Raw genomic sequence first — 22251 nt, forward strand, 5'->3', positions numbered from 1 at the left:
CTCCTCCGTGCCGGGCGGCGCGGGGCTAGGAGACGCGCTCCGCCACGAGGGGGCCGCCGTCGAGCACCTCGTCGCCCTCGTCGCCGATCCGGTAGGCACCGGCGAGCGCCTCGAGCGCCCGGGCGAAGCGCTCCGGCTCGTCGGCCGACAGCGTGAGCAGGGGCCGGCCCGCGCGGACGCGGTCGCCCGGCTTCGCGTGCAGGTCGATCCCCGCCGCGTGCTGCACCGCGTCGGACTGGCGGGCGCGTCCGGCGCCCAGGCGCCAGGCGGCGATGCCGAACGGCAGCGCCTGCTGCTCCACCAGGACGCCGTCGCGCTCGGCGACCACGACGTGGGTCTCGCGGGCCTCGGGAAGCGCCGCATCCGGATCCCCTCCCTGAGCGCGGATGACCGCGCGCCAGGTGTCCATCGCCGCGCCGCCGTCGAGGGCGCGCTCGACGTCCGCGTCCGGCTGCCCGGCGAGGGCCAGCATCTCGCGGGCCAGGGCCAGCGTCAGCTCCCGGACGTCCGAGGGGCCGCCGCCGGCGAGCACCTCGACCGACTCCCGCACCTCGTTCGCGTTGCCGATGGCCAGACCGAGCGGCACGTTCATGTTGGTCAGCAGCGCGGTGGTCCGCACCCCCGCGTCATTGCCGAGGTCGACCATCGCCCGCGCCAGCTCCCGCGAGCGCTCGATGTCGACCATGAACGCCCCGGAGCCGAACTTCACGTCGAGCACCAGGGCGTCGGTCCCCTCGGCGATCTTCTTCGACATGATCGAGGACGCGATCAGCGGGATCGCCTCGACGGTCCCGGTGATGTCCCGGAGCGCGTAGAGCTTCTTGTCGGCGGGGGCCAGGCCCGAGCCCGCGGCGCAGATCACGCCGCCGACCGTCCGCAGCTGCTCCAGCATCTCCTCGTTGCCGAGGTCGGCCCGCCAGCCCGGGATCGACTCCAGCTTGTCGAGCGTTCCGCCCGTGTGGCCGAGCCCGCGTCCCGAGAGCTGGGGCACCGCCACGCCGAAGGAGGCGACCAGCGGCATCAGCGGCAGCGTGATCTTGTCGCCGACCCCGCCCGTGGAGTGCTTGTCGACCGTGCGCTTGCCGAGTCCGTCGAAGCGCATGCGCTCGCCGCTGGCGATCATGGCCAGGGTGAGGTCGCGGATCTCGTCGCGCTCCATCCCGTTCAGCAGGACCGCCATCGCGAAGGCCGCCATCTGCTCGTCAGCGACGTAGCCGCGGGTGTAGGCGTCGATCAGCCAGTCGATCTGCGCGGTCGAGAGCGTGCCGCGGTCGCGCTTGGTGCGGATGATGTCGACGGCGTCGAAGTCCTCGACGGGGGTGGTGCGGGTCATGCGGAGTCCTCGGTTCGGGAGTGGGAGCGGTGACGGCGGCGCTAGGAGGCGGCGTAGGCCTCGAGGGTGCGCGGGCCGAAGGCGTCGGGGATGACCTCGTCGATCGTCTTCACGCCCGACACGGTCTGGAGGAGCATGCCCTCGGCCGAGTGCTCGAAGAGCAGCTGGCGGCAGCGCCCGCAGGGCATCAGGACGCCGCCCTTCCCGTCGACGCAGGTGAAGGCGACGAGCCGGCCGCCGCCCGTCATGTGCAGAGAGGACACCAGCGCGCACTCGGCGCAGAGCGTGAGCCCGTAGGAGGCGTTCTCGACGTTGCAGCCCGAGATCGTCCGGCCGTCGTCCACGAGCGCGGCGACCCCGACGGGGAACTTCGAGTACGGGACGTAGGCGTGGCTCATGGCCTCCAGGGCGGCCTCGCGCAGCGCCTCCCAGTCGATGTCGGTCACGACGGCTCCTCTCAGGACTTCAGGTACGGCTTGCCGGCGGCGGCCGGTCCGCGGGACTGGCCGACGAGACCGGCCACCGCGAAGATCGTCACGACGTACGGCAGCATCAGCATGAACTCGCTGGGCACGGGCGAGCCGATGACGCCGAGCACGTTCTGCAGGTTGGTCGCGAAGCCGAACAGGAGCGACGCGAGCGTCGCCTTGATCGGGTCCCAGCGGCCGAAGATGACGGCGGCCAGGGCGATGAAGCCCGCACCCGCGGTCATCTCCTTGCCGAACGCGCCGACCGCGTCGAGCGTGTAGTACGCGCCGCCGACTCCGGCGATCGCCCCGGCGAGGGAGACGTTCCAGAAGCGCGTGCGGGCGACATCGATGCCCACGGTGTCCGCGGCCTGCGGGTGCTCGCCGACGGCGCGCAGGCGGAGGCCCCACTTGGTCTTGAACAGGCCCCACCACACCGCGAAGATCGCGAAGTACATCAGGTAGACGATCACCGTCTGGTTGAACAGGACGGCGCCCACGATCGGCACCTGGCTGAGCACCGGGATCGGGAGGCGGTCGAACTTCACCGGCGAGTTGAACGTCGACGCGTCGGCGGAGAGGACCTGGGAGTAGAGGAAGCTCGTCAGGCCGGTCACCAGCACGTTCAGCACGACTCCGACGATCACCTGGTCGACCAGGTACTTGATCGCGAAGGCAGCCAGCACGAACGACACCAGGACGCTCGCGACCATCGCCGCGAGCAGGCCGAGCACCGGCTGGCGGGTGAGGGAGCCGACCATCGCCGCGGTGAAGGCGCCGGCGAGCAGCTGCCCCTCGATCGCGACATTGACGACTCCGACCCGCTCCGAGATGACGCCGCCGAGCGAGCCGAAGATCAGCGGAGTGGCCAGCCCGACGGTCCCGAGCAGCAGTCCCGAGACGGGCAGCGCGGCACCGGCCGACGCCCAGACGAGGAACCCGATCAGGAAGACCAGGGCGAAGACCGCCGAGAGCCAGAGCGGGATCCGGCGGCCGGCGCGGGTGAGCGCGGCCGAGGCGACGGCCAGGCCGACCAGGAGGATCGCGACGACCACTCCCGTCCCCCGCGTCGGGAACGGGATGTCCGGCAGCGCGAAGAAGTCGGTCCCCGCGGCGAGGCGGAACGAGCTCGTCCCGTCGCGGCCGAGTGCCACGAAGAGGACGACGGCGAGCAGCGCGAAGACGCCGAACGCGATCGGCGCCTTCCAGCTGCGGATCACGACGCGGTCGGGGGCGGTGGCGACGGCGGTGCTCATGCGGACACCTCCGAGGTGCGGCGGGTGCGGCGCTTCGGGGCGGCCCCGGGCGTCGGGAGGCGGAAGATCGCGCGCACCAGCGGCGGTGCGGCGATGAAGAGGACGATCAGCGACTGGACGACGAGGACCACGTCGATCGGCACGCCCTCGGCGGCCTGCATCGAGTAGCCGCCCGCCTTGAAGGCGCCGAAGAGGATGCCGGCGAAGAACACGCCCCAGGGTCGGGAGCGGCCCAGCAGCGCGACCGTGATCGCGTCGAAGCCGATCCCCGCGTCGATCCCGGAGGTGAAGCCGGTCGTGACCGTCCCCATCACCTGGGCGCTGCCGGCGAGGCCGAGCAGGCCGCCGGAGAGCAGCATCGCGTACACGTAGCTGTTCTTCACGTCGATGCCCGCGACCCGTGCCGCGTGCGGGTTCTCCCCCACCGCGCGGAACTTGAAGCCGATCGTCGAGCGGTTCAGGAGCCACCAGACGAACACGGTCGCGAGGACCGCGAAGACGAAGCCGAGCGTGAGCGAGTAGCCGGGGCCGAGGAGCGCCGGGAAGACGGCGGTCTCCTTCATCCCGGGCGACTTCGGGTTGTTCGAGCCGGGCGCCTGCAGCGCGCCGGGCGTCCGCAGGAGGTAGGAGATCAGGTAGAACGCGACGTAGTTGAGCATGATCGTGAGGATCACCTCGTGCGCGCCGGTGCGGGCCTTGAGCAGTCCCACGAGTCCGCCCCAGAGCGCGCCGCCCAGGATGCCGGCGGCGAGCGCGACGATCAGGTGCACGCCCCACGGGAGGTCGAAGGAGAAGCCGACCCAGCCCGCGCAGGCGGCGGCGATCAGCATCTGGCCGCGGCCGCCGATGTTGAACAGGCCGACGCGGAAGGCCAGCGCCACTCCGAGGCCGCCGGCGATCAGCGGGGTCGCGAAGGCCAGGGTGTCGGTCAGCGGCTTGATGCCGTTGGCGAAGCCCTCGCGGCGGAAGTTGTAGACCGAGCCCTGGAAGAGCGAGGAGTAGGCACCGGAGACGGACTGCCAGATCGCCTGCAGGGTGTCGAGCGGCCGGGCGAAGAAGTAGCCCGACGCCGCCTGGACGTCCTTGTCGGTCGCGGCGATCAGCACGCCGCCCGCGATGAGGGAGAGCAGCACGGCGAGCACCGACATCAGCGCGGTGCCGGAGAGGATCTCGCGCAGGACGCGGGAGGCGCCGCTCTCGAGCGGGCCGGAGCGCACCTCCTGATCCGGCTTCTGGCCGGGCTCGAGCCCGGACGCCTTCTCGGTCTCCGCGTCGGGATCGACCGCGGGCAGTTGCGCGTCGCTCACGCCGCCGCTCCCTTCTCGGCGGGCGTCTGCCCGGCCATCATGAGCCCCAGGACCTCGCGAGGCGTGTCGGCGGGGACGATGCCGATGATCCCGCCCTTGTACATGACCGCGATGCGGTCGGCGAGCGCCGCGACCTCGTCGAGCTCGGTCGACACCACGATCACGGGGACCCCGGTGTCGCGCGTCTCGACGATGCGCTTGTGGACGAACTCGATGGAGCCGACGTCGATGCCGCGGGTGGGCTGCGCCGCGATGAACAGCCGCAGCTCCCGGCTGAGCTCGCGCGCGAGCACCACCTTCTGCTGGTTGCCTCCGGAGAGGCGGCCGACGTGGGTGCCGATCCCCTGGGCGCGCACGTCGAACTCGCGCACCCGCTCCTCGGCGAAGCGCTCGAGCTCCTTGAGCCGAAGGCCCAGTCCCTTCACGAACGGACCGCGGTCGCTGCGGTCGAGCATGAGGTTCTCGGCGATCGTGAACTCGGCGACCAGACCGTCCTCGGTGCGGTCCTCGGGGACGAAGCCGACCCCCGACTCGAGGACGCGGCGCACGGACAGTCCGTCGAGGCGGCGACCGTCCAGGGTCACCGAGCCCTCGACCCGCTCCTGCAGGCCCATGATCGCCTCGGTGAGCTCGGTCTGGCCGTTGCCCTGCACGCCCGCGATCGCGAGGATCTCGCCGCGGCGGACCTCGAAGGAGACGTCGTCGACGACGGCCTGGCCGTTGGCGTCGCGCACGGTGAGGTTCGAGACGACGAGGGCCTCGTCGCCCGGCACCGCCTGCTCCTTCTGCACCGTCAGCTCGACGGCGCGGCCCACCATCAGCGAGGCGAGCTCGGCGTTGCTCGCCGTCGGCGACGCCTCCCCCACGACTCTGCCGAGGCGGATGACCGTGATGCGGTCTCCGACCTCGCGCACCTCGCGGAGCTTGTGCGTGATGAAGACGATGGCGGTCCCGGCCGCGCGCAGCTGGCGCATGATCGCGATCAGCTCGTCGGTCTCCTGCGGGGTCAGCACCGCGGTCGGCTCGTCGAACACGAGCACCCGGGCGTCGCGCGAGAGGGCCTTGATGATCTCGACCCGCTGCTGCACGCCGACGGGGAGGTCCTCGACCAGGGCGTCGGGATCCACGTCGAAGCCGAAGCGGTCCGAGATCTCGCGCACCCGGGCGCGCGCGGCGGCGAGGTCCAGGCGCCCGCCGGCCTTCGTCTCCTCGTGGCCCAGCATGACGTTCTCGGCGACGGTGAACACGGGGACGAGCATGAAGTGCTGGTGGACCATCCCGATGCCCGCCTTCATGGCGTCACCCGGACCGGAGAAGTGCTGGACCGCGTCGTCCAGCAGGATCTCCCCCTCCTCGGCCTGGTACAGGCCGTAGAGCACGTTCATGAGCGTCGACTTGCCCGCGCCGTTCTCGCCGAGGAGGCAGTGGATCTCGCCGGGTTCGACGGTGAGATCGATGTGGTCGTTGGCCACGAGCGCGCCGAAGCGCTTCGTGATGCCACGCAGTTCGAGCTTCATGGGACCAATCTAACTTTCGGTTCGCGCCACGATGCGCCGTCGGCCGGGATCGAGGGACGCAGCGGAGCCGATCCGCCCGCCGGACCGACGAAGAGGCCGGCGGGCCCGAGGTGTGCTCGGGCCCGCCGGCCTCTTCGAGGAAGCGGCTAGGACGCCGCGGGAGCGGACGGGGAGGTGACGGTGATGGAGCCGTCGATGATGCCCGCCTTGATGGTGTCGAGCTCGCCCTGCAGGTCGCCCGAGACCTTCGACTCGAAGTCGTGGAACGGCGCGATGCCGACTCCGTCGTTCTCGAGGGTGCCCACGAAGGGAGTGGGGTCGAAGTCGTCGGCTCCGGCGGAGCTGGTGACGTCGGTCGTGCCGGCCTCGATGCCCTTGAGGATCGAGGTCAGGTACAGGTCGGCGCCGTCGGGGTAGGTCTCGTACAGGTCCGCGTCCACGCCGACCATCGCGATGTCCTTGCCGGAGTCGCGGATCGCCTCGATCGCCGACTGGAAGATCGGACCGCCGACGGGGAGGATGACGTCCGCGTTCTGGTCGATCAGCGACTGCGCGGCCGACTTGGCCTCGACGCCCGCCGCGAAGCCGCCGGTGAAGGAGCCGGTCTGCGCGTCGACGTCCCAGCCGACGACCTTGACGTCCTTCCCCTTCTGCTCGTTGTAGTACTTCACGCCGTCGGCGTAGCCGTCCATGAAGATCGTGACGGTCGGGAACTGCTGGCCGCCGTAGGTGCCGACGACGCCGGTCTTGGAGTACGACGCGGCCGTGTAGCCGGCGAGGAACGCCGCCTGCGAGGTGTCGAAGGTGATCGGCTTGACGTTCGGCAGGTCGATCGACGCGTCGTCGATGATCGCGAAGTCGATGTCCGTGTTCGCCTCGGCCGCGGCCGACGTGGCCTCGGCCAGCGCGAAGCCGACGGTGATGATCAGGTTGCAGCCCTGGTCGACGAGGCTGGTCAGGTTCGGGGCGTAGTCCGTCTCGGACTCCGAGGTGACGGTCTTCGGCGTGACACCGAGGTCCTCCGAGGCCTTCACGAGGCCGTTGTAGCCGAGCTCGTTGAACGACTTGTCGTCGAACCCGCCCGCGTCGGAGACCATGCAGGGCAGGAAGTCGCCACCGGCGGCGGCGCTGGAGCCGCTCTCCTCGGGGGCGGAGGCGCAACCGGCGAGAAGCGCGGTGACGCCGAGGGCGGCGAGACCGCCGAACGCGGCCTTACGCGAGGTGATAGTCAAGATGTCGTCCTCCAGGAATGCGGCCCCGCGCGACGAGCGCAGCAGGGCGTCGATTCCCACACGTTACCCAATGTGACAAGCCGCTCAGCCGCCCGGACGGTAGACCTCAGGAAGCGTTACACAGTGTTGATCTTCGCGACACGCGGAGCGTGTCGCGGGGTGCGGTCGGCTGGGCTCGATTCCGAGCCGCGGAGCGGCTCGGCGCGGTCGGCTGGGCTCGATTCCGAGCCGCGGAGCGGCTCGGCGCGGTCGGCTGGGCTCGATTCCGAGCCGCGGAGCGGCTCGGCGCGGTCGGCTTCGCGACGGGTGCGTTCCGCAGAGCGGGTCGCGTCGGGCTGGCCTGAATCGCTGGCACGCGATTCCGGCTCGCGGCCCTCTCCCCTGCTGCCGGATGTCGAAGGCGTTCGGAGAAGCTCCGCGCTGCGCGCGGTCGGGCTCGACGCGATGCTCCTCCATGGTGGTCGAGTTGCCGCGGAAGCGGCGTATCGAGACCCAGCCACCAGCACCCAGGGCGACGGCCGAGGCCCTCATCAAGGGTGGTCGAGTGGCCGCGCGAACGGCGTATCAGGACCGCCGCACGCGCATGAGGCGAGGGGCGGAACGGCGAGGGGCGGAACGGCGAGGGGCGGAACGGCGAGGAGCGGAACGGCGAAGCGCGGCGCCTCCGAGGGGAGGGCCGCGCTTCGACGGGTGGGACGGAGGGCTAGAGGACGTCGGTGCGGCCGGAGAGGCGCAGGGCGTCGACGACGCCCTTGACCTTCTGGGCGTTCTCGGTCGTGGTCACCAGGAGCGCGTCGGGGGTGTCCACGACGACGATGTCCTTCACTCCGATGAGGGCGATGGTGCGGTTGCCGCCGCTGACGACGATGCCCGTCGCGGAGTCGGCCAGAACACGCGCGTCCTCGCCGAGGATGGCGAGGTCCGAGCGGAGTCCGCTCGAGTGCAGCTTCGCGATCGAGGCGAAGTCGCCCACGTCGTCCCAGGAGAAGTGGCCGGGCACGACGGCCAGCTTGCCCGCGGCCGCGGCCGGCTCGGCGACGGAGTAGTCGATCGCGATCTTCTCCAGGCCCGGCCAGATGCGGTCGACGACCGCGCCGCGCTCCGGGGTGTCCCACGCGGCGGCGAGCTCGAGCAGTCCGGCGAGCAGCTTCGGCTTGGCGCGGCCGAGCTCCTCGAGGAGGCGGTCGGCGCGGGCGATGAACATGCCCGCGTTCCAGAGGTACTGACCACTGGAGAGATAGGCGCGCGCGGTGTCGGCGTCGGGCTTCTCGACGAAGGAGTCGACGGCGAGCGTGTGCGTCGCCCCGTCGATCCCGAGGTGCTTCCCCGTGCGGATGTAGCCGAAGCCCACGGCAGGCTCGGTCGGCGTGATGCCGATGGTCGCGATGTAGCCCGCGTCCGCCGCGACGACGGCCTCGGCGACCGCGTCGTGGAACAGCTGCTGACCGCTGATGACGTGGTCGGCGGCGAACGAGCCGATGATCACGCCCGGCTGGCGGCGCTCGAGGATGGCGGCGGCCAGACCGATCGCGGCGGACGAGTCGCGCGGCTCGCTCTCGAGGACGACGTTGAGGTCCTCGAGGCTCTCGAGCTGCTCCTCGACGGCGGCGCGGTGCGCGCGCCCGGTCACGACCATGATCCGGTCGGCGCCCGAGATGGGCGCGAGGCGGTCCCAGGTGTCGCGGAGGAGGGTCTGTCCCGATCCCGTCAGATCGTGCAGGAACTTCGGGGCGTCGGCCCGGGAGAGCGGCCACAGCCTCGAGCCGATCCCGCCGGCGGGGATCACGCTGTAGAAGCGGTCGAGCGGGGCGCGGCCATCGGTCTCAGGTGATGTCATGTCCGCAGGATACAAGGGAGCCCGAGCGCGACCGTCCGTTCACCCGAGCGCGCGCCGCCGTTCATCCCGCCGCCGTAGCGTCCGGGGCGTGAGAGTCGCGGTCGTCACCGAGAGCTTCCTGCCGTCCTTGAACGGCGTGACCACGAGCGTCCTGCGGGTGCTCGACGAGTTCGCGGAGCGCGGGATCGAGGCGCTCGTCGTCTGCCCGGCCGCGGGGGCGCCGGGCCACTACGCGGGCCACCGCGTCGTGGAGCACCCGGCGATCGCGTACCGCGACTTCCCGGTCGGGATCCCCACGCTCGCCCTCACCCGGGAGCTGGCCGACTTCGAGCCCGACGTGGTGCACGTCGCCTCGCCCTTCCTCCTCGGCGCCCGCGCCATCGCCTCGGCCGGCCGGCTCGGGGTGCCGAGTGTCGCGATCTACCAGACGGACGTCGCGCGATTCGCGGCCCGCTACGGCATCCGCGGCGCCCGCGCCCTCGCCTGGCGGGTGATCCGCCAGATCCACGCCGGGGCGGACCTGACCCTCGCCCCCTCCACGAGCGCCCTCGACGACCTCGCCGCCGCCGGCATCGAGCGCACCGCGCTGTGGGGCCGCGGCGTGCAGAGCGAGCGCTTCCACCCGCGCCGCCGCTCCTCCCCCTACGCGCAGGCCGTCCGTGCCGGACTCGGCGCCGACGACGCGCTCGTCGGCTACATCGGGCGCCTCTCCCCCGAGAAGAGGGTGGAGCGGATGGCGGCGCTCGCCTCCCTCCCGCACGCGGAGCTGGTCGTGGGCGGCTACGGCCCCTCCTCCGCCCGGGTCGCCGCCGCCCTCGGCCCGGCGGCGCGGATGCTCGGCCGGCTCGACGGCGACCGGCTGCCGGCGGTCTTCGCCGCGCTCGACGTGTTCGTGCACACCGGCACGGAGGAGACGTTCGGCCAGACGGTCCAGGAGGCGCAGGCGTCCGGTACCGCGGTGGTCGCGCCGCACGCGGGCGGCCCCACCGACCTCATCGAGCACGGCGTGGACGGCCTGCTCTACGCGCCCGAGAGCGACTCCGACCTCCGCCGGCAGGTGGAGCGCCTGGTCCGAGATCCCGCACTGCGCGCCCGGCTCGGCGAGGCGGGCCGCCGCCGCGTGCTCCACCGCACCTGGAGCGCACTCACCGACGAGCTCCTCGCGCACTACGCGACCGCGGGGGCGCCCGCCCTCGCCCTGCCCCGCAGCTAAGGCTCGCCTAAGCCGCGCCCGCCTGCGAGCGCGCTTAGAATCGGAGGGCGAGTTTCTCGTCGCTCCCCGCCCCGTCCCCGTCCACGCGACGTGGGAACAGGTCAGGCCGTCGGAGCACAACCAGGGAGGGTTGTTCGTGTCAGTTCAAGCTGCTCAAACCCTCGCACCCCGGAAGCAGGGGAAGATCCGGCGTCCGGCCGGCACCCTGTACCGCGGTCGCGAAGGCATGTGGTCGTGGGTGCTCCACCGGATCACCGGTGTCGCCATCTTCTTCTTCCTCCTCGTCCACGTCCTCGACTCCGCTCTCATCGCCGTGAGCCCCGAGGCGTACAACGCGGTCATCGGCACGTACAAGAACCCGATCATGGGACTCGGCGAGACCGGCCTCGTGGGCGCCATCGCGTTCCACGCGCTGAACGGCCTGCGGATCATCCTGGTCGACTTCTGGAGCTGGGCGACCCGCAATCAGCGCGTCCTCTTCTGGGTCGTCATGGGCCTCTGGGTCGTGCTGATGCTCGGCTTCGCGCCGCGCCACCTGATCAACGTCTTCAGCGAGGGGGGTGCGCATTGAGCACCGTCGCCGCACCGCGGACTCCGCACACCCCGACCCGCTCCTCAGGCACCAACTGGGAGAAGTGGGGCTGGATCTACATGCGCGCCTCCGGCGTCGTGCTGATCGTCCTGATCTTCGGGCACCTCATCTACAACCTGCTGCTGGGCGACGGCATCAAGGCCATCGACTTCGGCTTCGTCGGCGGCAAGCTGGCGAACCCGTTCTGGCAGTGGTGGGACGTCCTCATGCTGTGGCTCGCGCTGATCCACGGCGGCAACGGCATGCGCACGCTGGTCAACGACTACGCGACCTCGCCCCTGCTGGCCAAGGCCTTCAAGGGCGGCATCCTCGTCGCCGTCGTCGCGCTGATCGCGCTCGGCACCTGGGTCGTCTTCGCGTTCGACCCGTGCCCCGCCGGCACCGCCGCGGACCTGCTGCCCTCCTTCTGCGCAGCGTGACCACGGTGCCGCGGATCGGAGAGGGGCCCGCGCCCCTCCCGGTCCGCGGCACCGCGTCCCGGCACCTCCCCCTCCCATCCCCGTACGACGGAGCACCCACCCCGTGAGCACACCAGGCCACTCCCACACCGGCGCCGACCAGAGCGCCTTCGCGCAGACCGTCGGACCCGACGGCGTCCACTACCACCAGTTCGACGTCGTCATCGTCGGCGCCGGCGGTGCCGGGATGCGCGCGGCCATCGAGGCCGGCCCCAAGGCGAAGACGGCCGTGATCTCGAAGCTGTACCCGACCCGCTCCCACACCGGAGCGGCGCAGGGCGGCATGGCCGCCGCCCTCGCGAACGTCGAGGAGGACAGCTGGGAGTGGCACACCTTCGACACCGTCAAGGGCGGCGACTACCTCGTCGACCAGGACGCGGCCGAGATCCTCGCGAAGGAGGCCATCGACGCGGTCATCGACCTCGAGAACATGGGCCTGCCCTTCAACCGCACCGAGGAGGGCAAGATCGACCAGCGCCGCTTCGGCGGCCACACCCGCGACCACGGAAAGGCGCCCGTCCGCCGGGCCTGCTACGCGGCCGACCGCACCGGCCACATGATCCTGCAGACGCTGTTCCAGAACTGCGTCCGGCTCGGCATCAACTTCTACAACGAGTTCTACGTCCTCGACCTGGTGATGACCGAGGTCGACGGAGTGGCCAAGCCCTCCGGCGTCGTCGCCTACGAGCTGGCCACGGGCGAGCTGCACGTCTTCCAGGCGAAGGCGATCATCTTCGCGACCGGCGGCTTCGGCAAGATCTACAAGACCACCTCCAACGCGCACACCCTCACCGGCGACGGCGTCGGCATCATCTGGCGCAAGGGCCTCCCCCTGGAGGACATGGAGTTCTTCCAGTTCCACCCGACCGGCCTCGCCGGGCTCGGCATCCTCCTCACCGAGGGAGCGCGAGGAGAGGGTGCGATCCTCCGCAACGCTTCGGGCGAGCGCTTCATGGAGCGCTACGCCCCCACCATCAAGGACCTCGCGCCGCGCGACATCGTCGCCCGCTGCATGGTCCAGGAGGTGGCGGAGGGCCGCGGCGCCGGACCGCACAAGGACTACGTGCTGCTGGACTGCACCCACCTGGGCGCAGAGGTCCTCGAGACCAAGCTCCCCGACATCACCGAGTTCGCCCGCACCTACCTGGGCGTCGACCCCGTCGTCGAGCCGGTCCCCGTCATGCCGACCGCGCACTATGCGATGGGCGGCATCCCGACCAACGTCAAGGCCGAGGTGCTCTCGGACAACACGACCGTCGTCCCCGGCCTCTACGCCGCCGGCGAGTGCGCGTGCGTCTCGGTGCACGGCTCCAACCGCCTCGGCACCAACTCCCTCCTCGACATCAACGTCTTCGGCAAGCGCAGCGGCAACAACGCCGCCGACTACGCCAAGACGGTCGACTTCACCCCCCTGCCCGCCGACCCGGCCGGCGCGATCCGCGACATGCTCGCCTCGCTCCGCTCCGCCACCGGCACCGAGCGGATCGCCTCGATCCGCAAGGAGCTGCAGGACGAGATGGACAAGAACGCCCAGGTGTTCCGCACCGACGAGTCCCTCGAGGCCGTCACGGGGACCATCCAGCGCCTGCGCGACCGGTTCCGCAACATCTCGGTGCAGGACAAGGGCAAGCGCTTCAACACCGACCTCCTCGAGGCCGTCGAGCTGGGCTTCCTGCTCGACCTCGCCGAGGTCGTCGTCTACTCGGCGCGCAACCGCAAGGAGAGCCGCGGCGGCCACATGCGCGACGACTTCCCGAAGCGCGACGACGAGAACTACATGCAGCACACGATGGCGTACCTCTCCGGTGACGCCCACTCCTCCGACGCCGGTGACCACATCCGGCTCGACTGGAAGCCCGTCGTGATCACCCGGTACCAGCCGATGGAGAGGAAGTACTAGCCATGTCGACCGCTACCCTCGAGCAGCCGCCCGCCGCCCCCGCGGCCCCGGAGGCGTTCACCGTCACGTTCATCATCCGCCGCTTCGACCCCGAGGTGGACGCCGAGCCGCGCTGGCAGGACTTCGACGTCGAGATGTACTCGACCGACCGCGTCCTCGACGCCCTGCACCGCATCAAGTGGGACCAGGACGGATCGCTGACCTTCCGCCGCTCGTGCGCGCACGGCATCTGCGGATCCGACGCGATGCGGATCAACGGCCGCAACCGCCTGGCCTGCAAGACGCTGATCAAGGATCTCGACATCTCGCAGCCGATCTACATCGAGGCGATCAAGGGACTGCCCCTCGAGAAGGACCTCGTCGTCGACATGGAGCCGTTCTTCGCCTCCTACCGCGAGGTGCAGCCGTTCCTGGTCGCCAACACCCCGGCGCCCAAGGGCAAGGAGCGCGTGCAGTCGGTCGCCGACCGCGCCCGCTTCGACGACACCACGAAGTGCATCCTCTGCGCCGCGTGCACGTCGTCCTGCCCCGTGTTCTGGACCGACGGGCAGTACTTCGGCCCCGCGGCGATCGTGAACGCCCACCGCTTCATCTTCGACTCGCGCGACGACGCCGGTGGAGCGCGCCTGGACATCCTCAACGACAAGGAGGGCGTGTGGCGCTGCCGCACGACCTTCAACTGCACGGAGGCGTGCCCGCGCGGCATCCAGATCACGCAGGCGATCGCCGAGGTGAAGCAGGCCGTCATCCGCGGCCGCGCCTGATCCTCCCCCTCGCGAACGCGTCCGGCCCGCCGGGATCCTCGGGTCCGGCGGGCCGGACGCGTTCCAGCGTGCAGGCGGGCGCGTGCACGGGAGCGCCGCGAGGCCTCAGTACGCTGGAGGAATGACCGAGGCGGCCGACACTCCCCGCGGGATCCCGGGCCTGTTCGAGCGGGTCATGCGGACGCGGCCGGTGCGGGTGATGCTCCACTACTCCGAGACCGGCGGGCCCCTCTTCGCGTCCGGACTCGCCTTCCAGGCCCTGTTCGCGGTCTTCGCGGCGCTCTTCGTCTTCTTCGCCGTCTTCGGCTTCTGGGTGCGCGACGACTCGGTGCTGCGCGATTCCCTCCTCGACCTGGTGACCCGCTCCGTCCCCGGCCTGATCGGCGGGAAGAACGCCCTCGTGTCGGTCGACGACCTGCTCGACTCGTCGATCCTCGGCTGGACGGGTGCGATCGCGGCCGCCGGCCTGCTCTGGACGGCGCTGAACTTCCTGGGGAGCCTGCGCCAGGCGGTCCGGCTGCTCTTCTCGCTCCCCGGACCCACGACACTCTTCGTCCTGCTCAAGCTCAAGGACGCGGGGCTCGCCCTGGTCTTCGGGGCGGTGCTGCTGGTCTCGGCCGGTCTCTCCGTGTTCTCGACCTCGCTGGTGGACGTGGCGTTCGGCTTCCTCGGGATCGGCAGCGAGTCGATGCCGGCCCGACTCGCCGGCAGCGCGGTCGGCCTGCTGATCATGCTCGCCCTGGACACGGGCACGCTCGCCGGCTCCTTCCGCATCCTCTCGGGCATCTCGATCCCCTGGAAGAACCTCTGGGCGGGCTCGCTGCTCGGCGGGATCGCTCTCGGCGCGCTCAAGGTCCTCGGGACGCAGCTGCTGGGCGGCGCCTCCCGCAATCCGCTGCTCGCCTCGTTCGCGGTCCTCATCGGTCTGCTGATCTGGTTCAACCTCGTCTGCCAGGTGATCCTGATCGCCGCGTCGTGGATCTCCGTCGGGATGAGCGACGCCGGGATCTCGGCGCGCAAGCTCACGCCGGAGGAGCGCGAGAAGGAGCGGGAGGAGCAGCTGCGCACCGCCCGCCGCACCCTCGCCGAGGCCGAGCGCGAGCGGCTTCGCGCCGCGCTGCCGGAGGCGTCCCTCCTCAAACGACGGCGCCTGGAGCGCCAGCTCGCGCAGCTCGAGGAGGAGCTCGAGCAGCTCGCCGCCTGACCCGGCGGACTACTTCGCGTCCCTCCCGGCGTCGCCGCGCCCGATTCCGCCTGCCGAGTCTGTCCGTTTCTGTTGACTTCCCTCCCGAACGGGTCTAAAAAGAGGTAAACGCAGATCCGAGGTCGGCAACGACACCGCGGATCCGGCGCACCACCCACGGCGAGACGACGGAGTCCACATGTACGCACCGGAGCGGCACCAGGCGATCCTGGACCGCGCCCGCACCGACGGGCGCGTCGAGGTCCGCGACCTCGCCCTCTCCCTCGCCGTGACGCCGGAGACGATCCGCCGCGATCTCACCAGCCTCGAGAAGCGGGGCCTGCTGCGCCGTGCGCACGGCGGAGCCATCCCCGTCGAGCGGCTGGGCATCGAGCCCGAGGTCGCCGCCCGCGAGGGACACCTCGCCGGCGAGAAGGACCGCATCGCCACCGCGGCCCTCGCCGAGGTGCCCGACGGCGGCTCGATCGCCATCGACGCCGGCACCACCACGGTGCGGCTGGCGGAGCTGCTCCCCCTGGACCGCCGGCTGACGGTCGTCACCCACTCCCTCCCCGTCGCGATGGCGCTCGTCGGCCGGCCCAACATCGACCTCCACCTCATCGGCGGGCACCTGCGCGGAGTCACGCAGGCCGCCGTCGGGCCGTGGGCCGCCCAGGCCCTCTCCACGGTCTCGGTGGACGTCGCCTTCATCGGCACGAACGGCCTCAGCCTCGAGCGCGGGCTCACCACCCCCGATCTCGACGAGGCCGTCGTCAAGTCCGCGATCATCGCCTCCGCGCGCCGGGTCGTGGTCCTCGCCGACCACTCGAAGTTCGGCCGGCAGGACTTCGGGCACGTCGCTCCGCTGTCCGCGGTCGACACCGTCATCACCGACGCCGATGTCGACGACGAGCTCGCCGACGACATCGAGTCGGCCGGCCCGGAGGTCGTCCGCGCATGATCGTCACCGTCACCGCCAACCCGAGCATCGACGTCACCCTCTCCACGAGCGGCTTCGCCGTCGGCGAGGTCAACCGCGCGCACGACGTGCGGCGCGACCCGGCCGGCAAGGGCGTCAACGTCGCCCGTGCCCTCGCGCGCAACGGCGTCGAGGCGACCGCGGTCTACCCGGCCGACGCCTCCACCGGCCTCGACCTGTCCACGATGCTCCGGGCCGCCGGAGTCCGCTCGGCCAGTGCGGCGATCGCCCACCCGATCCGCACCAACATCACCGTGGTCGACGACCGGACGGGCCGCACCACCAAGATCAACGAGCCCGGCCCCGCCGTCACGGAGGAGGAGGCTCACGCCCTCTCCGAGCTGATCGGCGAGCACGTCTCGGCCTCGCCCCGCTGGCTCGTCGCCTGCGGCAGCGTCCCCCCGGGATTGGGAGCGGACTTCTACCCCGCCCTCGGCCGCCTCGCCCTGCACTTCGGCGTCCCCCTCGCCGTCGACACCTCGGGAGCCCCCCTGACCGCGATCATCGCGGCCGGCACCGCCACCCTGGTGAAGCCCAACCTCGAGGAGCTCGAGGAGCTCCTCGGCCGCTCCCTGACGACGGTCGGAGACGTCGTCGCCGGAGCCCGTGAACTCCTGCAGCTGCCCGACGCGCGAGCGCTCGTCAGTCTCGGAGAGCACGGCGCCCTCCTCGTCACGGCGCACGCGTCGTGGTGGGCGGGCGCCCCCGCCGTCGTGCCCCTCAGCACCGTCGGCGCCGGCGACAGCACGCTCGCCGGCTACCTCTCGGCCGTCGACGCCACGGAGGCGGAGCGCCTCGCGACAGCAGTCGCGTGGGGTACCGCCGCCGTCCAGCTCCCGGGCAGCGAAGCCCCGGGTCCCGACTCCCTCCGCCTCGACGACGTCTCCGTCGTCGAGAACCCCGACCCCACCCTCCCGATTGGAGAACTGAGCGCATGACTGCTCTCACCGAGGCGTCGACGGTCATCGTCGACCTCACCGCCGCCACGAAGGACGAGGCCACCGCGCAGCTCGCGAAGACGCTCGCCGACGCCGGCCGCGTCACCGACCTCGACGGCTTCCTCGCCGACGTCCGCGACCGCGAGTCGCAGATGGCGACCGGCATGCCCGGCGGCATCGGGATCCCCCACGCCCGCTCCTCCCACGTCGTCTCGCCCAGCGTGGCGGTCGGCATCGCGAAGCAGGGCGTCGACTTCGGGGCCCCCGACGGCCCGGCCGACCTGATCTTCCTGATCGCGGCTCCGGACGGCGCCGACCAGGCGCACCTCAAGATCCTCGCCCAGCTCGCCCGCAAGCTGATCCACGAGTCCTTCACCGGTTCCCTCCGCGCCGCCGCCAGCGGCCAGGAGGTCGCGGACATCATCGCCCGAGAGGTCGTCGTCTCATGAGGATCGTCGCCGTCACCAGCTGCATCGCCGGCATCGCGCACACCTACATGGCGGCCGAGGCCCTCGAGCAGGCCGCGAAGAAGAAGGGGTACGAGATCCAGGTCGAGACCCAGGGCGCCGCGGGCTCCGATCCCATGTCGGACCGGACCATCGCCGACGCCGACGTCGTGATCCTCGCCGCCGACCTCGAGGTCCGCGGCAAGGAGCGCTTCGCCGGGAAGCCCACCCTCGAGGTGGGCACGTCGGAGGCGCTCGCGAAGGCGGCGGACGTCATCGACCGCGCCGTCGCGAAGGTGCAGGACGCGCCCGCCGCGAGCCCCGCCTCCGGCCCGCGCTTCGTCGCCGTGACCAGCTGCATCGCGGGCATCGCCCACACCTACATGGCCGCGGAGGCGCTCGAGCAGGCCGCGAAGAAGCGCGGCTACCCGATCCAGGTCGAGACCCAGGGCGCGGCCGGCTCGGACGAGATGACCGCGGCCGACATCGCCGCCGCGGACGTCGTCATCCTCGCCGCCGACCTCGAGGTCCGCGGCAAGGACCGCTTCGCCGGCAAGCCGATCCTCCAGGTGGGCGTCGCCGAGGCCCTCTCCAAGCCGGACGAGGTCCTCGACCGCGCTCTGGCCCTCCGCGGCTCCGGCTCCGCCGCGTCCGCCCCCGCCCGCTCGACTCCGGCCGCGGCCCCCGCCGCGCCGAAGAAGGTCGGCGTCGGCACGCGCATCCGCCAGAACCTGATGACCGGCGTCTCCTACATGATCCCGTTCGTCGCGGCAGGCGGTCTGCTGATCGCGCTGTCGTTCCTGTTCGGCGGCTACCGGATCGTCGACTTCACGGCCCAGCAGATCATCGACGACGGCTTCAACGTCGCGAACATCACCGACTGGGCCGGAGTGATGTTCCTCATCGGAAGCGCGACCTTCGCGTTCCTGGTGCCGGTGCTCTCGGGCTTCATCGCCTTCGGCATCGCCGACCGTCCCGGCATCGCGCCGGGCTTCCTCGGCGGCGCGGTCGCGGTCACCGTCGGCGCGGGCTTCCTGGGCGGCCTCGCCTCCGGCTTCATCGCCGGCTACGCGGCCCTCTACATCTCGCGGATCAAGCTCCCCGCGGCGTTCAAGTCGCTGATGCCCGTCGTGATCATCCCCCTGATCGCGACCTTCATCACCGGCTTCCTGATGTTCGTGGTGCTCGGAGCGCCGCTCCGCGCACTGAGCGAGGGCCTGTCGTCCTGGCTCTCGGGCCTCTCGGGCGGCAACCTGATCATCCTGGGGATCATCCTCGGCCTGATGATGGCGTTCGACATGGGCGGTCCGGTCAACAAGGTGGCCTACGCCTTCGCGACCACCGGCCTCGCCTCCGTCCCCGCCGACGGCGACCCGAACTCCGTGCAGTTCAAGGTGATGGCGATCGTCATGGCCGCCGGCATGACCCCGCCGCTGGGTCTGGCCCTGGCCACGACGCTCCGCAAGCGCCTGTTCACCGACGCCGAGCGCCAGAACGGCAAGGCCGCCTACCTGCTGGGCGCGTCCTTCATCTCGGAGGGGGCCATCCCGTTCGCCGCGGTCGACCCGCTGCGCGTGATCCCGTCCGCCATGGTCGGCTCGGCCGTCACGGGTGCGCTCGTCGCGCTCTTCGGATCCACCCTCCGCGCCCCGCACGGCGGAGTCTGGGTCACCGGGCTCGTCGGGCAGCCGATCCTCTACCTGGTCGCCATCCTGGTGGGCATGGTCGTCACGGCCGTCTGCGTGATCATCGCGAAGAGCATCAAGCGCGCCCCCGTGGTCGCCGAGGTGCCCGAGCCCGCCACCGCGCAGGCCGTCCCCGCCTGATCCCCTCCGACCGACCGTCCTGAGCGGTCCCGCCGGCGGTCGCCTCCGCGCTCCTCCCCCTCTCCGAGGGAGTCGCGCGAGGCGGCCGCCGGCTTCCGCGTTCCGGGGTGCGAGCGCTGCCGGGCGGCCCGCTCCGCGGCTCCGAATAGACTGCTCCGGTGACTCGCAGCACCCTCCGCATCGCCTCCGTCAACGTGAACGGCGTCCGCGCCGCCTACCGCAAGGGGATGGGAGACTGGCTCGCCGCCCGCGACGTCGACGTCCTGGCCCTGCAGGAGGTCCGCGCCTCCACGGACGACCTCACGGGGCTCCTCGGGGACGAGTGGGACGTGCTGCACGACGAGGCGACCGCCAAGGGGCGCGCCGGAGTCGCTCTCGCCTCGCGCAGGCGCGCCACGATCCACCGCGTGACCTTCGGCGCCGACGACTTCGACTCGGCCGGACGCTGGCTCGAGGCCGACTACGAGGTCGGCGGCCGCTCGCTCACCGTCGTCTCCACCTACGTCCACTCCGGCGAGGTCGGCACCCCCAAGCAGGTCGAGAAGTACCGCTTCCTCGACGCGATGGAGGCGCGCCTGCCCGAGATCCAGGCGCACAGCGAGCTCGCCGTGGTGATGGGCGACCTCAACGTCGGCCACCGCACGCTCGACATCAAGAACTGGAAGGGCAACGTCAAGAAGGCCGGCTTCCTCCCGGAGGAGCGGGCCTACGTCGACCGCTTCGTCGGCGCCGAGGGCGACCCGGACTACAACGCCGGTGCCGGACTGGGCTGGGTCGACCTCGGCCGCCGGTTCGCGGGCGAGGTGCCCGGACCGTACACGTGGTGGTCGCAGCGCGGCCAGGCCTTCGACACCGACACCGGCTGGCGCCTCGACTACCAGCTCGCCACGCCCGCGCTCGCCGACCTCGCCCGCAGCTACGAGGTCGACCGCGCCGCCTCCTACGACACCCGCTGGTCCGACCACTCCCCCGTGGTCGTCGACTACGAGCTCTGACCCTCTCCCCCGCGAACCGACCCCTCGAGGCCACCCATGACTCCCAGCACCCCGGGCGCCAAGCCCGTCATCTTCTCCGGCATGCAGCCCTCCTCCGGGTCGCTGCACCTCGGCAACTACATCGGCGCGCTGACCCAGTGGGTCGCGATGCAGGAGGACTTCGACGCCTACTTCTGCGTCGTCGACCTGCACGCGATCACGGTCCCGCAGGATCCGCAGCAGCTCCGCGAGCGCACCCGCGCGACCGCCGCGCAGTACATCGCCGCGGGCATCGACCCCGCGCGCTCGACCCTCTTCATCCAGTCCCACGTGCCCGCTCACGCCGAGCTCGCCTGGGTCCTCAACACCCTGACCGGCTTCGGCGAGGCCAGCCGGATGACGCAGTTCAAGGACAAGTCGGCGAAGCAGGGCGCTGAGGCCGCCTCGGTGGGCCTGTTCACCTACCCGATTTTGATGGCGGCCGACATCCTGCTGTACCAGACGGACGCGGTGCCGGTCGGCGAGGACCAGCGCCAGCACCTGGAGCTCACCCGCGATCTCGCCGCGCGCTTCAATTCGCGCTTCGGCGAGACCTTCGCCGTGCCGGAGCCCCACATCGTGCGCGAGACCGCGAAGATCTTCGACCTGCAGAACCCGGGCGCCAAGATGTCGAAGTCGGCGGAGTCGGATGCGGGCCTGCTCAGCGTGCTCGACGAGCCGAAGGCGACCGCGAAGAAGATCATGCGCGCCGTGACGGACACCGAGTCGGAGGTGCGCTTCGACCGGGCGGCGAAGCCCGGCGTCTCGAACCTGCTGACGATCTACTCGGTCCTCGCCGACCGCTCCGTCGAGTCGCTGGAGCAGGAGTACGCGGGCCGCGGCTACGGGGACCTCAAGAAGGGCCTCGTCGAGGTGGTCGCCGCCACCTTCGACCCGATCCGAGCGCGGACCGCGGAGCTGCTCGCCGACCCGGCCGAGCTCGACCGGGTCCTCTCCCTCGCCGCCGACCGCGCGTCCGAGACCGCGGAGCGCACGCTCGCCGCCGTCTACGACTCCGTCGGCCTCCTCCGCCGCGTCCGCTGAGGCGGCCGTGCTGCGGCTCGCGCTCTTCGACCTCGACGACACCCTCTTCGCCCATGCCCGCGCTGTGCGGGAGGGGATCGTCGCGTACGCCGCCTCGCTCGGCGCCGCCTACGCCGGCGAGCCGGCCGACGTGCAGCGCCGCTGGCACCTGCTCGAGGAGGAGCACTACCACCGCTACCTCGCGGGCGAGATCGACTACGAGGGCCAGCGCCGGGCGCGCGCCACGGACTTCGCCGCGGAGGCCGGAGTCGCGCTGTCTCTTGAGGAGGCGAGCTCCTGGTTCCGCGGGTACCTCGAGCACTACGTCGCCGCCTGGACCCTCCACGACGACGCGCTGCCCGTCCTCGACCGGCTCGACGCCGCCGGGGTCCGCCTCGGCGTCATCACCAACGGTGTGCTCGACTTCCAGCGGGGGAAGATCGAGGGCACGGGCCTCTCCGGTCGCTTCGAGCACGTGATCGCCTCCGGCGACGTCGGCGTCACCAAACCCGACGCGCGGATCTTCGCGATCGCCTGCGAGCGGTTCGGGGTCTCTCCGGAGGAGGCCCTCTACGTCGGCGACCGGCTCGGCACCGACGCCGTCGGAGCGGCCGCTGCGGGCCTGCGCGGCGTCTGGCTCGACCGCGTCGGCGGTCCCGAGCACGGCCGCGAGCTGCCGCCCGAAGCGATCGAGCTGGGCGTGCGCCGGATCGCTTCCCTGGACGAGCTGGACGCGCAGCTCAGGCTGTCGGCGGACTGAGGCCCCGCCCGGTCCGGGTCTCGATAAGCCGCCTGCAGCGACTACGCGACCAGCATGCAGGTCCGAATTGCCGGGTCTCGATGAGCCGTCTGCGGCGACCACTCGACCAGCATGGGTGTCCCCGAACCACCCCGTTGCGATACCCGTTGCGCCGTCGTCGGAACGACGAAGCGCCCCACCCGACCCGAGGGTCGGACAGGGCGCTTC

Annotated in this window: 20 protein-coding genes; 13 read left to right on the forward strand and 7 right to left on the reverse strand. The window is 71.4% G+C overall.

Annotated elements, in window-relative coordinates:
• Positions 1–25: 25 nt before the first annotated feature.
• The 7 genes from C5C49_RS03075 to C5C49_RS03105 form a co-directional block, all read right to left on the reverse strand.
• Complete coding sequence (locus tag C5C49_RS03075) at positions 26–1333, reverse strand: thymidine phosphorylase (protein ID WP_104345385.1); 1308 nt, start codon at positions 1331–1333, stop codon at positions 26–28.
• Between the two features lie 41 nt (positions 1334–1374).
• Positions 1375–1779, reverse strand: coding sequence for a cytidine deaminase (locus C5C49_RS03080; RefSeq protein ID WP_104223180.1), 405 nt, complete (start codon positions 1777–1779; stop codon positions 1375–1377).
• An 11-nt stretch (positions 1780–1790) separates the two neighbouring features.
• Positions 1791–3056 (reverse strand): ABC transporter permease, encoded by a 1266-nt coding sequence (locus tag C5C49_RS03085; protein ID WP_104255401.1) that lies wholly within the window; start codon positions 3054–3056, stop codon positions 1791–1793.
• The gene (locus C5C49_RS03090) at positions 3053–4363 is read right to left on the reverse strand and encodes an ABC transporter permease (RefSeq protein WP_219812170.1); all 1311 of its coding nucleotides are present in this window, start codon (positions 4361–4363) and stop codon (positions 3053–3055) included. Before C5C49_RS03090 ends, C5C49_RS03085 begins: the two co-directional genes overlap by 4 nt.
• The gene (locus tag C5C49_RS03095) at positions 4360–5880 is read right to left on the reverse strand and encodes an ABC transporter ATP-binding protein (protein WP_104223182.1); all 1521 of its coding nucleotides are present in this window, start codon (positions 5878–5880) and stop codon (positions 4360–4362) included. The genes C5C49_RS03090 and C5C49_RS03095 overlap by 4 nt, the downstream gene beginning before the upstream one ends.
• Before the next feature lie 146 nt (positions 5881–6026).
• Entirely contained in the window at positions 6027–7112 is a 1086-nt protein-coding gene (locus tag C5C49_RS03100; protein WP_104232890.1) for a BMP family protein, read from the reverse strand.
• Positions 7113–7815: 703 nt separating this feature from the next.
• The gene (locus C5C49_RS03105; protein ID WP_104223184.1) at positions 7816–8949 is read right to left on the reverse strand and encodes a mannose-1-phosphate guanylyltransferase; all 1134 of its coding nucleotides are present in this window, start codon (positions 8947–8949) and stop codon (positions 7816–7818) included.
• Positions 8950–9037: 88 nt separating this feature from the next.
• On the opposite strand from C5C49_RS03105, the gene C5C49_RS03110 reads away from it, so the two are divergent.
• From C5C49_RS03110 to C5C49_RS03170, 13 genes are all read left to right on the forward strand, one after another.
• On the forward strand, positions 9038–10162 hold the full coding sequence (locus C5C49_RS03110) for a glycosyltransferase family 1 protein (protein ID WP_181065415.1): 1125 nt from the start codon (positions 9038–9040) through the stop codon (positions 10160–10162).
• A gap of 136 nt (positions 10163–10298) precedes the next feature.
• A complete protein-coding gene (sdhC, locus tag C5C49_RS03115; RefSeq protein ID WP_374952907.1) occupies positions 10299–10733 on the forward strand; it encodes a succinate dehydrogenase, cytochrome b556 subunit in 435 nt (144 codons plus the stop codon).
• Complete coding sequence (locus C5C49_RS03120; RefSeq protein WP_104223187.1) at positions 10730–11173, forward strand: succinate dehydrogenase hydrophobic membrane anchor subunit; 444 nt, start codon at positions 10730–10732, stop codon at positions 11171–11173. Before sdhC ends, C5C49_RS03120 begins: the two co-directional genes overlap by 4 nt.
• 202 nt (positions 11174–11375) lie before the next feature.
• Positions 11376–13112 (forward strand): succinate dehydrogenase flavoprotein subunit, encoded by a 1737-nt coding sequence (gene sdhA, locus C5C49_RS03125; protein WP_104232891.1) that lies wholly within the window; start codon positions 11376–11378, stop codon positions 13110–13112.
• A 2-nt stretch (positions 13113–13114) separates the two neighbouring features.
• Positions 13115–13876 carry a succinate dehydrogenase iron-sulfur subunit gene (locus C5C49_RS03130; RefSeq protein ID WP_068254543.1) on the forward strand — a complete coding sequence of 254 codons (762 nt, stop codon included), beginning with the start codon at positions 13115–13117 and terminating at the stop codon, positions 13874–13876.
• A gap of 121 nt (positions 13877–13997) precedes the next feature.
• The gene (locus C5C49_RS03135; protein ID WP_104223189.1) at positions 13998–15080 is read left to right on the forward strand and encodes a YhjD/YihY/BrkB family envelope integrity protein; all 1083 of its coding nucleotides are present in this window, start codon (positions 13998–14000) and stop codon (positions 15078–15080) included.
• A gap of 178 nt (positions 15081–15258) precedes the next feature.
• The gene (locus C5C49_RS03140) at positions 15259–16020 is read left to right on the forward strand and encodes a DeoR/GlpR family DNA-binding transcription regulator (RefSeq protein WP_104226423.1); all 762 of its coding nucleotides are present in this window, start codon (positions 15259–15261) and stop codon (positions 16018–16020) included.
• The gene (locus tag C5C49_RS03145) at positions 16017–16976 is read left to right on the forward strand and encodes a 1-phosphofructokinase family hexose kinase (RefSeq protein WP_104223191.1); all 960 of its coding nucleotides are present in this window, start codon (positions 16017–16019) and stop codon (positions 16974–16976) included. The genes C5C49_RS03140 and C5C49_RS03145 overlap by 4 nt, the downstream gene beginning before the upstream one ends.
• The gene (locus C5C49_RS03150; RefSeq protein ID WP_097166616.1) at positions 16973–17425 is read left to right on the forward strand and encodes a PTS sugar transporter subunit IIA; all 453 of its coding nucleotides are present in this window, start codon (positions 16973–16975) and stop codon (positions 17423–17425) included. The genes C5C49_RS03145 and C5C49_RS03150 overlap by 4 nt, the downstream gene beginning before the upstream one ends.
• Positions 17422–19248, forward strand: a complete 1827-nt coding sequence (locus C5C49_RS03155) for a PTS fructose-like transporter subunit IIB (RefSeq protein ID WP_104345386.1) — start codon at positions 17422–17424, stop codon at positions 19246–19248. Before C5C49_RS03150 ends, C5C49_RS03155 begins: the two co-directional genes overlap by 4 nt.
• Before the next feature lie 158 nt (positions 19249–19406).
• Positions 19407–20243 carry an exodeoxyribonuclease III gene (locus C5C49_RS03160; RefSeq protein ID WP_104223192.1) on the forward strand — a complete coding sequence of 279 codons (837 nt, stop codon included), beginning with the start codon at positions 19407–19409 and terminating at the stop codon, positions 20241–20243.
• A 36-nt stretch (positions 20244–20279) separates the two neighbouring features.
• Positions 20280–21305, forward strand: coding sequence for a tryptophan--tRNA ligase (trpS, locus tag C5C49_RS03165; protein ID WP_104232840.1), 1026 nt, complete (start codon positions 20280–20282; stop codon positions 21303–21305).
• Positions 21306–21312: 7 nt separating this feature from the next.
• Positions 21313–22044 carry an HAD family hydrolase gene (locus C5C49_RS03170; protein WP_104345387.1) on the forward strand — a complete coding sequence of 244 codons (732 nt, stop codon included), beginning with the start codon at positions 21313–21315 and terminating at the stop codon, positions 22042–22044.
• Positions 22045–22251 lie beyond the last annotated feature (207 nt).

It is taken from the genome of Rathayibacter sp. AY1E2, from assembly GCF_002932325.1.
In the GTDB taxonomy this organism is placed as follows: Bacteria; Actinomycetota; Actinomycetes; order Actinomycetales; family Microbacteriaceae; genus Rathayibacter.